The sequence below is a fragment of the Staphylococcus haemolyticus genome, from assembly GCF_006094395.1.
GTDB classification, from domain to species: Bacteria; Bacillota; Bacilli; order Staphylococcales; family Staphylococcaceae; genus Staphylococcus; species Staphylococcus haemolyticus.
The window spans coordinates 1429067-1443455 of sequence record NZ_CP035291.1; the positions used below are offsets into that span (position 1 = coordinate 1429067).

The 14389-nt window shown below is 32.2% G+C and carries 17 protein-coding genes; 15 read left to right on the top strand and 2 right to left on the bottom strand.

Annotated features, from left to right (window positions below; translation table 11 throughout):
- Nucleotides 1-213 precede the first annotated feature (213 nt).
- Complete coding sequence (locus EQ029_RS06895; RefSeq protein WP_037570636.1) at nucleotides 214-3045, top strand: YSIRK-type signal peptide-containing protein; 2832 nt, start codon at nucleotides 214-216, stop codon at nucleotides 3043-3045.
- Between the two features lie 81 nt (nucleotides 3046-3126).
- Here EQ029_RS06895 and EQ029_RS06900 read toward each other — a convergent pair whose 3' ends face one another.
- The gene (locus EQ029_RS06900) at nucleotides 3127-3528 is read right to left on the bottom strand and encodes a ribonuclease HI family protein (protein WP_011275768.1); all 402 of its coding nucleotides are present in this window, start codon (nucleotides 3526-3528) and stop codon (nucleotides 3127-3129) included.
- Nucleotides 3529-3646: 118 nt separating this feature from the next.
- Nucleotides 3647-4351: a queuosine precursor transporter gene (locus EQ029_RS06905; RefSeq protein WP_011275769.1), complete on the bottom strand. Its 705-nt coding sequence runs from the start codon at nucleotides 4349-4351 to the stop codon at nucleotides 3647-3649.
- Between the two features lie 204 nt (nucleotides 4352-4555).
- On the opposite strand from EQ029_RS06905, the gene EQ029_RS06910 reads away from it, so the two are divergent.
- From EQ029_RS06910 to EQ029_RS06975, 14 genes are all read left to right on the top strand, one after another.
- Nucleotides 4556-4750: a zinc-finger domain-containing protein gene (locus tag EQ029_RS06910; RefSeq protein ID WP_011275770.1), complete on the top strand. Its 195-nt coding sequence runs from the start codon at nucleotides 4556-4558 to the stop codon at nucleotides 4748-4750.
- Between the two features lie 12 nt (nucleotides 4751-4762).
- Nucleotides 4763-5014 carry a NifU N-terminal domain-containing protein gene (locus EQ029_RS06915; protein WP_011275771.1) on the top strand — a complete coding sequence of 84 codons (252 nt, stop codon included), beginning with the start codon at nucleotides 4763-4765 and terminating at the stop codon, nucleotides 5012-5014.
- Between the two features lie 24 nt (nucleotides 5015-5038).
- Nucleotides 5039-6151 (top strand): conserved virulence factor C family protein, encoded by a 1113-nt coding sequence (locus EQ029_RS06920; RefSeq protein ID WP_011275772.1) that lies wholly within the window; start codon nucleotides 5039-5041, stop codon nucleotides 6149-6151.
- A gap of 36 nt (nucleotides 6152-6187) precedes the next feature.
- Nucleotides 6188-6622, top strand: a complete 435-nt coding sequence (gene brxA, locus EQ029_RS06925; protein WP_011275773.1) for a bacilliredoxin BrxA — start codon at nucleotides 6188-6190, stop codon at nucleotides 6620-6622.
- A 236-nt stretch (nucleotides 6623-6858) separates the two neighbouring features.
- Entirely contained in the window at nucleotides 6859-7815 is a 957-nt protein-coding gene (locus EQ029_RS06930; protein ID WP_016931303.1) for a thymidylate synthase, read from the top strand.
- A gap of 60 nt (nucleotides 7816-7875) precedes the next feature.
- Nucleotides 7876-8355, top strand: coding sequence for a dihydrofolate reductase (locus tag EQ029_RS06935; RefSeq protein ID WP_011275775.1), 480 nt, complete (start codon nucleotides 7876-7878; stop codon nucleotides 8353-8355).
- Between the two features lie 26 nt (nucleotides 8356-8381).
- Nucleotides 8382-9227 (top strand): fatty acid kinase binding subunit FakB2, encoded by an 846-nt coding sequence (gene fakB2, locus EQ029_RS06940; RefSeq protein WP_011275776.1) that lies wholly within the window; start codon nucleotides 8382-8384, stop codon nucleotides 9225-9227.
- 113 nt (nucleotides 9228-9340) lie between these two features.
- Nucleotides 9341-9868: a peptide-methionine (S)-S-oxide reductase MsrA gene (gene msrA / locus EQ029_RS06945; protein ID WP_011275777.1), complete on the top strand. Its 528-nt coding sequence runs from the start codon at nucleotides 9341-9343 to the stop codon at nucleotides 9866-9868.
- Nucleotides 9861-10289 (top strand): peptide-methionine (R)-S-oxide reductase MsrB, encoded by a 429-nt coding sequence (msrB, locus tag EQ029_RS06950; RefSeq protein WP_011275778.1) that lies wholly within the window; start codon nucleotides 9861-9863, stop codon nucleotides 10287-10289. The genes msrA and msrB overlap by 8 nt, the downstream gene beginning before the upstream one ends.
- A gap of 12 nt (nucleotides 10290-10301) precedes the next feature.
- Nucleotides 10302-10802 (top strand): PTS sugar transporter subunit IIA, encoded by a 501-nt coding sequence (locus EQ029_RS06955; protein WP_016931302.1) that lies wholly within the window; start codon nucleotides 10302-10304, stop codon nucleotides 10800-10802.
- Nucleotides 10802-11023, top strand: coding sequence for a YozE family protein (locus EQ029_RS06960; protein WP_011275780.1), 222 nt, complete (start codon nucleotides 10802-10804; stop codon nucleotides 11021-11023). The genes EQ029_RS06955 and EQ029_RS06960 overlap by 1 nt, the downstream gene beginning before the upstream one ends.
- Before the next feature lie 278 nt (nucleotides 11024-11301).
- A complete protein-coding gene (locus EQ029_RS06965) occupies nucleotides 11302-12774 on the top strand; it encodes a S41 family peptidase (RefSeq protein WP_057504843.1) in 1473 nt (490 codons plus the stop codon).
- 18 nt (nucleotides 12775-12792) lie between these two features.
- Entirely contained in the window at nucleotides 12793-13296 is a 504-nt protein-coding gene (locus EQ029_RS06970; protein ID WP_011275782.1) for a GNAT family N-acetyltransferase, read from the top strand.
- Between the two features lie 18 nt (nucleotides 13297-13314).
- Complete coding sequence (locus EQ029_RS06975) at nucleotides 13315-14382, top strand: undecaprenyldiphospho-muramoylpentapeptide beta-N-acetylglucosaminyltransferase (RefSeq protein WP_011275783.1); 1068 nt, start codon at nucleotides 13315-13317, stop codon at nucleotides 14380-14382.
- The last annotated feature ends 7 nt before the right edge of the window (nucleotides 14383-14389 follow it).

The window sequence follows — 14389 nt, forward strand, 5'->3', positions numbered from 1 at the left end:
GTATTAAAAAGGGACTACTATTTTTAAATGTCACAACATTTATTATTAAATGAATGATATAATAAAATTATATAAATTAAGTTTGATTTCTATCTTTAGTATGAAATTAAACTAACAGATATATGTAAAGAGTTAAATTGAAATGTTTTAAATATTAACTGTTATTAATTTAATTAATTTTCATTAAAAATTGTAAAGGAGAATATCGCACCTATGAATCAACATAAAAAATTACAAAAATTTAGCATTCGTAAATATGCAATCGGTACTGTTTCAACCTTAGTAGCGACATTCGTGTTTTTAGGAGTAAATCATGATGCTCAAGCTAGCGAACATTTAAATCCCACTCAACAACATACGAATAACAATCCAGAAAATTCAATTAACGAAAGCTCTAATACGTCAATCAAACCTTCAGATAATAAAAATACCACAGGTCAGGTTCAATCAAATCAAACAAGTGACACTATTAGAGAAGCTAAATTAATTCAACAAACTAATAATAAACCACAATTCAATAAAGATTCAAGTGTATCAAAACAACCATCAAACACGCATGTTAGAAAAAAGAGAGCTAGTAATTCAGATGAAATTGAATTTAATAGAGTAGTAACAGGAACAGTTGATAATCCATCTAATGCTGCAACAACTAATTCATCATTAACGCCAAATGATCAGCAAGCACCGCTTATTAAACCAACATTCATTACAAGTGTGGGAGATGCAGCTAATACGAAAAGACCAATTGAAATTTTGACTTCTCCTAATACTGACGTAGCTCTATTAGATAAAGATGGTGCAACGATGGGTACTGGAAGAACAAATGAAACTGGTCATGTCACTATTATTCCACAACAATGGATTCCTAAAGGTGATGTTTCAGCGAAAGCCACACGTGGTTCAGAAAGCGTAACATCAGATCCTGTGGAAGCGTTAAATACAGACCCTCAACATAGACCATTTGTAATTGAAGTCACAACAGATCCTTTTACAAGAATTGAATTAAGAGACAAATATAATAAACCACTTGGAGCTTCTAGAACAAATGATAAAGGGCACGCATACATTGTACCTACAAGACCTATACCAGAAGGAAATGTAACAGCAGTAGCTACCGACGATAGTGGAAATTCATCTACTTCAGATCCTAAAAAAGCAACCGACACTACGCCACCTGATAAACCAATTATTCATACAAATTTAGTGGATAAAGTAGGTACACTAACTCCTATAGAAATCACTACTGACCCTGATACTAAAGTGGAATTGTTTGATAAAGATAATCACTTAATTGGTAGTGGGATGACAGATCATACTGGACACATAACAATCACTCCTAGTAAACCATTAGTTGAAGGAACTATTACAGCAAAAGCTACTGATGACGCTGAAACGCTAAATAGTAGTTATTCAGATCCGGTAAATGTAACGGATTTAACACCACCAATTTTACCTAATTTAGAAACTGACCTAACTAGTAAAGCGGGTACTCAAACACCGATTACAGTAACAACTGATCCTAACACAACAGTAGAATTGTTTGATAAAGATGGTAACAGTTTAGGAAAAGGGACAACTGATACTGATGGACACGTAACGATTATACCTAATCGACCAATTCCTGAAGGCGATGTTACTGCTAAAGCGACTGATAACGCAGAACATCCGAACAGTTCTACTTCTCAACCTAAAAAAGCAACTGACACAACACCACCTATCGTTCCAACATTTAATACAGATATAGCTGGTAAAGCGGGTACCCAAACACCAATCACTGTAACGACTGATCCAAACACTACGGTAGAACTGTTTGATAAAGATGGTAACAGTCTCGGTTCAGGTGAAACAGATGGTACAGGTCAAGTGACAATCATACCTACGAAACCAATTCCTGAAGGTAATGTCACTGCTAAAGCGACTGATCATGCTGAACATCCAAATAGCTCAACATCTGATCCAGTGAAGGCAACTGATACAACGCCACCTACAAAGCCATCTGTTGTAGGTAGCTTAGATGGTAAAGCGGGTACTACTGATCCAGTAGAAGTTACGACTGACCCAAATACAAAGGTCGAACTTTTAGATAAAGATGGTAACGTCATAGGTTCTGGAATTACTGATGGTACTGGTCATGCTTTCATTACACCAACAAAACCAATTCCTGAAGGCAATGTTTATGTAAAAGCAACTGACAATGCAGCACGACCAAATAGTTCGGTTTCTAAACCTGTTAAAACAACTGATACAACACCACCACCTAAACCAGTAGTAAAAGGTAGTATGAATGGTAAAGCAGGTACTAAAGATCCAATTGAAATTATCACTGAACCGTACATTAAAGTAGAAATACTTGATAAAGATGGACATGTCATTGGCTCTGGAAAAACTGATAAAAACGGTCATGTAATAATTAAACCAAACAAACCATATCCTGAAGGTACAATTATTATTAAAGCTACAGATAATGCTCAGCCACCGAACAGTTCATTCTCAGATCCAATTAAAGTAACTGATACAACGGCACCAACAGAACCAAAAATTCATACAACACTGATTCATAAAGCTAATACTAAGACACCAGTGAAAGTTACAACCGATCCTTATACACTTGTCGAATTGTTGGACAAACATGGACATGTCATTGGTAAAGCTACGACTGATGGTAACGGTAATGCTACTATAAAACCAACAACACCAATACCAGAAGGTGAAGTAACAGTAAGAGCTACTGATAATGCTCAACATCCAAATAGTTCTTTATCTAAACCAGTTAAAGTAACATTAGCAGATAATGATAGAGCACATAAAAATGGTCGTCGTACTAACAATACAAATCAAAAAGATTCAAAACACAATAGTGGAAATACAGGTGATCAAGGTGATAATTTGAGTGGCTATAATCAAAATGATAGCAATCAAAATACTGTTAGATCTTTACCTAACACAGGTTACAGCAATAGTGAATCATCAACTGCATTCTTAATGACTTCACTATTGAGTGGTATCGCATTATTATCAAGAAAATTTAAAAAAGAAGAGAAGTAATGGCTTTTTTAATTGACTAAAAAAACACCCCTTTATTTAATGTCAAAATTAAATAAAGGGGTGTTATGTATTTAAATAATGTTATATTTTCTTTTTAATTAGTTTAAACAATGCTTGTTGTGCCATTTGATTTGCTTCTTTATTTTGTTCTCTAGGTACCCATTTTACAAACACCAATTCAAAACTTTTTTCGAGTATTTCCAAATTCTCATAATATGGTTTAAATCGTGCGCTTTTTACAAATCCTTGATTAACACTATCTTCAATTAATTTTGAATCAGTATATAATAAAGCATTAACAACATTCAGTTCACGAGCATGTTCAAGTGCATGAATAAGGGCAGCCCATTCCGCACTGTGATTATCTAGTTCGCCTAAGTCGTGCGTATATACATACTTTTCATCATTTTCTTTGATAACTATTCCACATGCACTTCGCCCAGGATTACCTCTGGTAGCTGCATCAAAGTAAATTTTTGCCATATAAAATTAACACCTTTTTAATTTTTATAATTTCACTATTCTTATCGTATTACAAAATAAGAAAATAAGGAATGGCATAGATTTCATTAAGAAATCATTTCCATTCCCATAATATTCTTTAATATCCCTTATCTAGTTTATGAATTTGACCTTTACGATACATAGACTTAGCTATATAACCGAATGGTACATTAAATATAGTAGAAATAAGTTTTAATAAATAAGTTGTAATGAATATTTCGAATACAACCATATTTGGTAAAGTTCCTGCAAACGCAATTGTGACAAACAGTGCTGTGTCAATAATTGAACTTAACATGGTACTACCATAAGCACGAATGATAAATGTTTTATCTGAGCTGAATACCTTTTTAATTGTAGAGAAAATAAATACATCGACGTGTTGTCCAATAATATACGCAATAATGGAACCTACTGCAATTCTTGGCACTAAATCAAATATTGTTGATAATGATTTTTGAGCCATATCTTCAGGTGCAGGTATAAAATGTAGTGACATTTGCATAACAATAATCATAACCAATGTAGAAGAGAATCCTAACCATACAGCTCTCTTCGCAACTTTACGACCATATATGTCATTTAGTATATCTGTAGCTAAATAAATAGACGCAAACATCACATTACCCAAAGTAGCAGAAATACCAAAAATATGAACTGTTTTGATTACTTGAATATTAGCAATAATTGTACCAATTGCTACCCAAGCAATTAAGCCCTGTTTGCCAAAACATCGAAACATTATAACCATTAATATAAATGTAACAAGAAATGTTGCTACACCGAAAATTTCATTATACATAAATATCCTCCTAAATTTTGATGATGCGGGTGTTTAGAAACCGCAAAAACAACTTAATCATTTTATAGTAATTACTACATAAATGCAATACGACTTACCATTTTCATCAACACTTATTATTTATTAAATCGATTATTTCAAAATAAATACAAATTAAGTTATACTTATTCCATGCTTATATTAAGACAATACTGTACTTAAGGAGTGACTGTTATACTTACACATTCCGAACAAGAAGCAATTGATAAAATTGATGAATTAATGAATACTTATTGTGACAAATGTTTACTAAAAACACATATCAGAAAGACCGAAGGTAAGACACAAGCACACCATTTTTGTATATCTGAGTGTTCAATAGGTAAACAAATCAAACAATTAGGTAATGAACTTCAATAGGAGGTAAGGACTATGCAAATTGTTTCAATTGAAGAAACACCAAATCATAAGACTATGAAAATTAACCTAAGTGAAAAAAGAGAAGATAATAAATCTAATACATTTACTTCTGCACAAGAAGGACAACCTGATTTCATAAATAAACTGTTCGATATTGATGGTGTAAAATCAATATTCTATGTTATGGATTTTATTTCTGTCGATAAAGAAGATAATGCAGATTGGAATAATATTCTTCCTCAAATTCAATCTACTTTTGAATAAATATTTACAAGGGGACATGCACTTATGGAAATATTAAGAGTAGAGCCGACACCAAGCCCTAATACTATGAAAATCGTATTATCTAACAAAAGGGAAGACAATAAATCTAATACATTCACATATATAGAAGAACAACAACCACAATTTATTAATGATTTATTAGCAATTGACGGTGTCAAATCTATATTTTATGTGATGGACTTCTTAGCTATTGATAAAGAGCCTAAATCCGATTGGGAAGTGGTCTTACCTCAAATCACTTCAACTTTAAATAATGAATCATTTATAGATTCATCACATAAGCCCGATGAACACTATGGAGAGATTAAAGCTGAAGCACTTATGTTTAAAGGTATTCCATATCAAATTAAACTCACTACGACTTCAGATGAAAGTCGTAAACAGTTGCCGGACTATTTTGTTGAGAGTATGTTAAAAGCTCAAAAAGATGGAGACAATGTTGTGTTTTTACGTAAATGGCAAGATTTGGGAGTTAGATACGGTGATTTAGAAGAAGTTATGAATGAAGTGTACGAAGAAATCATTGCTTTATATCCATCTGAAAAGTTAGCATCTCTAGTTCAAACTGCATTAGAAACTGATATTGTTATTCCTCAGCAACAATATCACCATGTAACTTTAAATGAATATAAAGAGGCTACTGATTGGAAAGATAAATTAAGAATGTTAAAAGAATTTCCAACACCTACACTTCAAGATATTGACCTATTAGATGAAGCTTTACAAGAAGATAAAGCACCCCTAAGACGACAAGCTATAGTATTAATAGGCATGATTGAAGAAAAAGAAATTCTGCCATACTTATATAAAGGCTTGCGTGATAAGAATCCAGCTGTTAGACGCACTGCTGGAGATTGCTTAAGTGATTTAGGTTTTAAAGAGGCTCTGCCTGAAATGGAAAATGCCTTAAATGATCCGCAAAAAATTGTACGTTGGAGAGCTGCTATGTTCCTATTTGATGAAGGCGGACCTGAACAATTACCTAGTCTAAAGTCACACGCTAATGATCCTGCTTATGAGGTCAAACTTCAAATTGAGATGGCAATTTCTAGAATTGAAAATGGTGATGAGGCACTAGGTTCTGTATGGAAACAAATAGCTAATCGAAATAAATAATTATGTTAAAGTAAAACTAAATTAGGAGTGAAAATTATGAATCCTTATGAACAATATATGCAAGAATTAGCACAACAAATGAGAGCTGAACTCACTGAAAATGGTTTTGAAAGTTTAGAAACAAGTGAAGATGTATCAAATTATATGAAAAATGTTAACGAAGAAGATACAACATTTGTAGTAATTAACTCTACATGTGGTTGTGCTGCTGGCTTAGCCAGACCTGCAGCTGTTGCCGTAGCAGAGCAAAATGATAAAAAACCAACAAATAAAATCACTGTATTTGCTGGACAAGATAAAGAAGCAACTCAAACGATGCGAGAGTACATTCAACAAGTTCCATCAAGTCCATCCTACGCTTTATTTAAAGGAACAGAATTAAAACATTTTATCCCTAGAGAACATATCGAAGGTCGTGACATTCAAGATATCTGTATGGATATTAAAGATGCATTTGACGAAAACTGCTAAGCAGTATAATTTTAAATAATTTGAATCATCCATATTAGAGAATACACTCAGAGTTACTATTATCAGCCTAAATTAAGGGTATAAACTTGAATTGAGTAAATAAGTACTCACTTTTCAATCCCAAATATAAAATTAAAAACTAATTTTATATTTGGGATTTTTTTATTTTAATTTTATAAATACGCATTATCTAGTATAATATTCATTAATATAAACAATTCTAGGAGATGAGCAAAATGTTAAATTCCTTTGATTCAGCTTATCATGCTTTATGCGAAGAAATATTAGAAATTGGTAATCAACGGGATGATCGTACTCATACCGGTACTATTTCTAAATTTGGTCATCAGTTACGATTTGATTTATCTAAGGGTTTCCCATTACTTACAACAAAAAAAGTATCTTTCAAACTTATCGCTACAGAATTATTATGGTTTATTAAAGGCGATACAAATATACAATACTTACTAAAATATAATAATAATATTTGGAATGAGTGGGCCTTCGAGAAATATGTGCAATCTAATGATTATCATGGTCCTGATATGACTAATTTTGGTCATAGAGCACTACAAGATGATGAATTTAATGAACTGTATAAAGAAGAAATGTCTAAATTCAAACAACACATTTTAAATGATGACTCATTTGCAAAAAAATACGGAGATTTAGGTAATGTATATGGTAAACAATGGAGAGATTGGGTAGATAAAGAAGGTAACCACTTTGATCAACTTAAAACCGTTATTGAACAAATTAAAAATAGTCCAAATTCTCGCCGACATATTGTCTCAGCATGGAATCCAACAGAAATAGATAGCATGGCTTTGCCACCATGCCATACTATGTTCCAATTTTATGTTCAAGATGGCAGATTAAGTTGTCAATTGTATCAACGAAGTGCAGATATTTTCTTAGGTGTACCATTTAATATTGCTAGCTATGCATTATTAACACATTTAATAGCAAAAGAGTGTAATCTTGAAGTTGGAGAATTTGTGCATACTTTTGGTGACGCACATATTTACTCTAATCATATTGAAGCAATAAAAACACAATTGTCTAGAAACAGTTTTGATCCGCCAACTTTAAAAATTAATTCAAATGCATCTATTTTCGATATCAATTACGAAGATTTAGAATTAATTGGATATAACTCACACCCAGCAATTAAGGCACCAATTGCAGTATAATATGCTGGAATTTTGCGATTATTAATATAAACAATTTTTCATACGGAGGGGAAGGGAAATATGACTTTATCAATTTTGGTAGCACATGATGAACAACGCGTTATTGGATATAATAATGATTTACCATGGCATTTACCTAATGATTTGAAACATGTTAAAAAATTATCAACTGGAAACACGCTAGTGATGGGGAGAAGAACATTTGAGTCAATTGGTAAACCGCTTCCTAACAGAAGAAATGTAGTGTTAACGAGTGACACAACGTTTAACGTTGATGGTGTAGATGTGATTCATTCTATAGATGATATTTACAAATTAGAAGGTCATATTTTTATCTTTGGTGGTCAGTCATTATTTGAAGAAATGATTGATAAAGTAGATGATATGTACATTACTGTTGTTAATGGTAAACACCAGGGCGATACATTTTTCCCACCTTATACTTTTGAAGAATGGGAAGTAGAGTCATCGGTAGACGGAGAGTTAGATGAGAAAAATACAATTCCACATACGTTTTTACATTTAGTACGTAAACATTAAATTAAATTGATAAACCGGAGGCACTTATGACTAAACAAATTATCGTGACTGATTCTACATCAGATTTATCACATGAGTATCTAAAACAACATAATATACACGTAGTACCTTTAAGCTTAACGATTGACGGAAAATCATTTGTTGATCAAATAGATATTACATCTGAGGCTTTTATTCAACGAATTGAGGAAGATGCCGACGTAAAAACAAGCCAACCACCAATCGGGAAATTTATTGAACTATACGAAGAACTTGGTAAAGAGGATGTTGAAATCTTTAGTATCCATATGTCATCAGGCCTAAGTGGTACATACCAAACTGCTTTGCAAGCTAGTGATATGGTTGACACTAAAGTAACCGTAATTGATTCCAAATCTATTTCATTCGGACTCGGCTACCAAATCCAACGACTTGTTGAATTAATTAATACGAATCTTTCGTCTAATCAAATCGTAAACAAACTTAAAGAATTACAAAAGAACATTAAACTCTTTGTTGTAATTGGACAATTAAATCAATTAATTAAAGGTGGACGCATAAGTAAGACTAAAGGTTTTATTGGTAATATAATGAAAATTAAACCCGTCGGCACTTTAGAAGATGGATATTTAGAAATCGTACATAATGCACGTACACAAAATTCTAGTATTCAATATCTAAAAAAAGAAATTTCAGAATTTATCGATAAACATAAAATTAAATCGATTGGTGTTGCTCACGCAAACGTTCTTGACTTTGTTGACAAGCTTAAGTTGCAATTTGATGAGGCATTCGGCCAACAGAAATATGATGTTAATGTAACGACACCAGTTATTTCAACCCATACCGGTCAAGGAGCAATCGGCTTGGTTGTCGTTCGTGAATCAAATTAATCTTATTGCTTACTTCCTAATGTTCTTTTAATAAAATTCATCATTGTGAGTAGATTACTTTAAATAAAAGTATTTATATCGTAAATTTAAATAATGACAGAGGAGGTAATAATATGGCATATGCAACTTTAGCTGGAGGATGTTTCTGGTGTATGGTTAAGCCTTTTACATCATATCCCGGTATTGAAGAGGTAGTATCTGGATATAGTGGAGGTCATGTTGAAAATCCAACCTATGAACAAGTTTGTACTAATCAAACTGGACATAGGGAAGCTGTTCAAATTCAGTTCAACTCAGACATTACGTCCTTTGAAAATATCTTAGATGTATATTTTAAAACTTTTGACCCTACAGACGGCGGTGGTCAATTCTTCGATAGAGGAGAAAGCTATGAACCGGCTATCTTTTATCATGATGAAGAGCAAAAGAAAGCAGCTGAACTTAAAATACAACAATTAAATGAAGAAGGTATTTTTAAAAAACCTGTTATAACGCCGATTCTTCCATACAAAAACTTTTATCCTGCGGAAGACTATCATCAAGATTATTACAAGAAAAACCCTGCTCATTATGAGCAATATCAACGTGGATCAGGAAGAAAATCATTTATCGAAACACATTGGGGGTCTCAAAATGATTAAAAAAGATAAAAATGAATTAAATGAAATGGAATATTTAGTTACTCAAGAAAATGGTACTGAACCTCCATTTCAAAATGAATATTGGAATCATTTTGATAAGGGTATTTATGTAGATAAAATTTCAGGCAAACCATTGTTTACTTCAGAAGAAAAGTTTGAATCTAACTGTGGATGGCCTAGTTTTTCTAAATCAATTGATGATGATGAAATCATTGAACTCGTAGATAAAACATTTGGTATGATTAGAACAGAAGTCAGATCAGAAGATGCTAACAGTCATTTAGGTCATGTATTCAACGATGGTCCGAAAGAAAGTGGTGGACTACGTTATTGTATTAATTCTGCAGCGATTCAATTTATCCCTTATGATAAGTTAGAAGAACTTGGATATGGAGATTTAATTCCGCATTTTGAAAAATAGGAGTGACTAATTATGTTTAAAAAATTATTTGGTAAAGGTAAAGAAGTTAATAAAGAAATTGAAATTTATGCACCATTAACTGGCGAATATATTAATATTGAGAATATTCCAGATCCAGTATTTGCACAAAAAATGATGGGCGAAGGCTTTGGTATTAACCCAACTGAAGGAGAAGTTGTTTCTCCAATTGAAGGTAAAGTTGACAATGTATTTCCAACTAAACACGCAATAGGACTTAAAGCAGATAATGGTTTAGAAATATTAGTTCATATTGGTTTAGACACTGTTCAATTAGATGGTCAAGGTTTCGAAATCTTAGTAAGTAGTGGCGACACTGTTCAAGTTGGTGATCCATTACTTAAATTTGATCTAGAATATATTAGAAATAATGCGAAAGATGTTATTTCACCAATTATTATTACAAATTCAGATCAAACTGAATCAATTCACGTCAATGATGTTAAAGCAGTCATTAAAGGTGAAACTAAAGTTGTTGATGTGACTATGAGCTAATGAAAGAACATTCATTCTATCAATTTGCTCTAACGGTTAGAGGCCGTAAAGATAGCAAGGGAGACTTAGCTGAAGAAATATTTAATGATTTGTCTTTTCCAAAACATGAAAAAGATTTCAATCAATTGTCTGACTATATTGAAATGCAAAGCGACATATCAGTACCCATGTCAGAGTTTGATGATTTATATGAAGAGTATATAGAATGGTTAAAATTCTGACTTACTCAGTAATGTGATTAGCACATGTATCATATTAAAATTGCATTAAAAATTTCATAACAGCTGGCTAAATGAGTAGTATATCAAATTTTCTCAATTCTAGTCATCTTAGCGGGGGTGGAACGAATTCTTTACGAATTCTGTCCCACTCCTTTTGTGCTTTTTTATTCAACTTATTTCTTAAAAGTTGCGTTTGTATTTAAATAACGACATACTTATATTATCTTTTTAGATAAAATTATAAATACATAAGATGTTATATGAGGAAGTGTTTTTTTATGAGTCATAATCCTGAGGAAAAACAAAGTAATTTAGACTCCAATCATAAAAACGAATCATCTTCTAATAAAAGAATTAAATTTAAAACTTGGCAGTTCATATTACTTTTATTAGGAGTTGTGATTATTACAGCTGGGATTACAGTTGCAGCAACAATTGGCATTAGTCACAAAATAAGCGGATTAACTAAAGATGAGCGTCAAGAAATTAAAAAAATTGAATATGCTTATAAGACACTGAATAATGATTACTATAAAAAACAAAATGCTGGTAAATTATCTGAGGCTGCTATAGATGGCATGGTTAAAGAACTTAAAGATCCGTATTCTGAATACATGACTAAAGACGAAACGAAAAGCTTTAATGAAGATGTTTCAGGCGACTTTGTAGGCATTGGTGCAGAAATGCAAAAAAAAGATAAACAAATAATGATTACTAGTCCTATGAAAGATTCTCCTGCTGAAAAAGCCGGTATCCAACCAAAAGATGTTGTTACTAAAGTGGATGGAAAATCCGTAGTAGGTAAACCTTTAGATCAAGTAGTAAAATTAGTACGTGGTAAAGAGGGAACAACTGTCAAACTAACAATAAAACGTGGTTCTCAAGAAAAAGAAATTAAAATAAAACGTGGTAAAATCCATGTAAAAAGCGTGGAATATAAGAAGAAAGACAACATTGGAGTATTTACTATAAACAAATTCCAAGATAATACTGCAGGCGAACTTAAATCTGCTATTATTAAAGCTCATAAAGACGGTGTTCGTAGTATAGTATTAGATTTAAGAAATAATCCTGGTGGTCTACTTGATGAAGCAGTAAAAATGGCTAATATCTTTATAGATAAAGATCAGACAGTTGTAAAACTTGAAAAAGGCGATGACACAGAATCAATCAAAACGTCAAATAACGCTTCTAACGAAGCTAAAGACATGAAAGTTAGTATACTAGTAAATGAAGGTTCTGCCAGTGCATCAGAAGTATTTACTGGTGCAATGAGAGACCACAAAAAAGCTAAAGTTTACGGTTCAAAAACTTTTGGTAAGGGAATAGTACAGACAACTCGTGAATTTAAAGATGGCTCATTATTGAAATATACACAAATGAAATGGTTAACACCTGATGGTCATAATATTCATGGGAAAGGTATACAACCTGATACAAAAATAGCTTCACCTCAATATCAATCTATCAGTGTCATTCCAACTGATAAATCTTATTCTGTTGGTGATAATACAAAATACGTGAAATCTATCAAAATCGGTTTAGATGCATTAGGCTACAACGTTAACAATGATTCTAAACAATTTGATACACAGTTGGAATCAGCTATTAAAAAATTCCAATCAGAACATGAATTATCAGTAAATGGTAAATTTGATAAAAAAACTAATGAGAAATTTACACAGTTATTAGTTGAAAAAGCTAATAAAGAAGATAAAGTTTTAGATGAATTAATTAATAAACTAAAATAAAGAGGTGTGTCACAAACAATGATAAGACTAGGTAATATGCAAGATATTTCACAAATAGAAACTTTAGTTGAAGAAGCCAAAAAATTAATGAAAGAATTTAATAATAATCAATGGGATGATAAATATCCCGTTACAGAACACTTTGAAGAAGACATCAATACCGAAACACTATATGTGTTGGAAGAAAATGACACAATTTATGGCTTTATCGTGGTCGACCAACAACAATCAGAATGGTATGATGAGTTAGAATGGCCAATCGATCGTGAAGGCGCCTATGTCATTCATAGACTTGCTGGATCACAACAGTATAAAGGAGCAGCTACAGAGTTATTTGATTTCGCAGTTAAGTTAGCTGAAGAACATAATATCCATGTTCTTTTAACTGATACTTTTGCTCTAAATAAGCCAGCACAAGGATTATTTGAAAAATTTGGTTTCATAAAAGTCGGTGAAGCAGAAATTGACTATCATCCATTTGATAGAGGCGCACCATTCTACGCATATTATAAAAACATTTAAGAATAGAGGTTAATTACTATGTCTAAAATAGCATTTACCGGTGGCGGTACTGTTGGACATGTATCGGTCAATTTAAGTTTAATTCCAACAGCTACTGATAAAGGGCACGACGCATTTTATATTGGTTCTAAAACAGGTATAGAACGTGAAATGATTGAATCACAATTACCTAACATTGAATATTATCCAATATCTAGTGGTAAATTACGTCGATATCTATCAGTTGATAATGCGAAAGACGTATTTAAAGTTTTAAAAGGTGTTATTGATGCACGCAAAGTATTAAAAAGAGAAAAACCAGACCTATTATTTTCTAAGGGAGGATTTGTTTCAGTACCCGTAGTAATAGCTGCACGCTCACTAAACATTCCAACAATTATACATGAATCGGATTTAACACCAGGCTTAGCTAATAAAATTTCACTGAAATTTGCTAAAAAAATCTATACAACATTTGAAGATACATTAAAATATTTACCTAAAGATAAAGCAGACTTCGTTGGCGCTACCATTCGACAAGACTTAAAAGAAGGTAATCAATCACGTGGATACCAGTTAACAGGTTTCGACGCCTCAAAAAAAGTATTACTCGTCATGGGTGGTAGCTTAGGTAGTAAAAAGCTTAATCAAGCTATACGTGAAAATTTAGAAGCATTACTTCAAGACTATCAAATTATTCATTTAACAGGTCATGGACTAGTTGATTCTAGTATTGATGCTAAAGGCTATGTTCAGTATGAATTTGTTAAAGAAGAGTTAACAGATTTATTAGCTATTACAGATACTGTAGTTAGCCGTGCAGGATCTAATGCTATTTATGAATTTTTAACATTGCGTATTCCTATGTTATTAATACCTTTAGGACTTGATCAATCACGTGGTGATCAAATTGATAATGCTGAGAATTTTGAATCCAAAGGGTATGGTAGAACCATCCCTGAAGATCAACTTACACAGGTTAAATTATTAGAACAACTTAAAGAAATTGAAAATGATCGAGAGTCAATCATTAAACAAATGGAGACTTACAGAGAAAGTTATACGAAAGAAGATCTATTTAATAAAATTTTAAAGGACGCTCTATAAACTCAGG

Bases quoted from the DNA above. Each gene is read 5' to 3' on its own strand.
- EQ029_RS06975 (WP_011275783.1), top strand. From the start codon at position 13,315: ATGTCTAAAATAGCATTTACCGGTGGCGGTACTGTTGGACATGTATCG.
- EQ029_RS06895 (WP_037570636.1), top strand. From the start codon at position 214: ATGAATCAACATAAAAAATTACAAAAATTTAGCATTCGTAAATATGCA.
- msrA (WP_011275777.1), top strand. From the start codon at position 9,341: ATGGCATATGCAACTTTAGCTGGAGGATGTTTCTGGTGTATGGTTAAG.
- EQ029_RS06935 (WP_011275775.1), top strand. From the start codon at position 7,876: ATGACTTTATCAATTTTGGTAGCACATGATGAACAACGCGTTATTGGA.
- EQ029_RS06965 (WP_057504843.1), top strand. From the start codon at position 11,302: ATGAGTCATAATCCTGAGGAAAAACAAAGTAATTTAGACTCCAATCAT.
- EQ029_RS06970 (WP_011275782.1), top strand. From the start codon at position 12,793: ATGATAAGACTAGGTAATATGCAAGATATTTCACAAATAGAAACTTTA.
- EQ029_RS06905 (WP_011275769.1), bottom strand. From the start codon at position 4,351: ATGTATAATGAAATTTTCGGTGTAGCAACATTTCTTGTTACATTTATA.
- brxA (WP_011275773.1), top strand. From the start codon at position 6,188: ATGAATCCTTATGAACAATATATGCAAGAATTAGCACAACAAATGAGA.
- EQ029_RS06955 (WP_016931302.1), top strand. From the start codon at position 10,302: ATGTTTAAAAAATTATTTGGTAAAGGTAAAGAAGTTAATAAAGAAATT.
- EQ029_RS06900 (WP_011275768.1), bottom strand. From the start codon at position 3,528: ATGGCAAAAATTTACTTTGATGCAGCTACCAGAGGTAATCCTGGGCGA.
- fakB2 (WP_011275776.1), top strand. From the start codon at position 8,382: ATGACTAAACAAATTATCGTGACTGATTCTACATCAGATTTATCACAT.
- msrB (WP_011275778.1), top strand. From the start codon at position 9,861: ATGATTAAAAAAGATAAAAATGAATTAAATGAAATGGAATATTTAGTT.
- EQ029_RS06915 (WP_011275771.1), top strand. From the start codon at position 4,763: ATGCAAATTGTTTCAATTGAAGAAACACCAAATCATAAGACTATGAAA.
- EQ029_RS06920 (WP_011275772.1), top strand. From the start codon at position 5,039: ATGGAAATATTAAGAGTAGAGCCGACACCAAGCCCTAATACTATGAAA.
- EQ029_RS06930 (WP_016931303.1), top strand. From the start codon at position 6,859: ATGTTAAATTCCTTTGATTCAGCTTATCATGCTTTATGCGAAGAAATA.
- EQ029_RS06960 (WP_011275780.1), top strand. From the start codon at position 10,802: ATGAAAGAACATTCATTCTATCAATTTGCTCTAACGGTTAGAGGCCGT.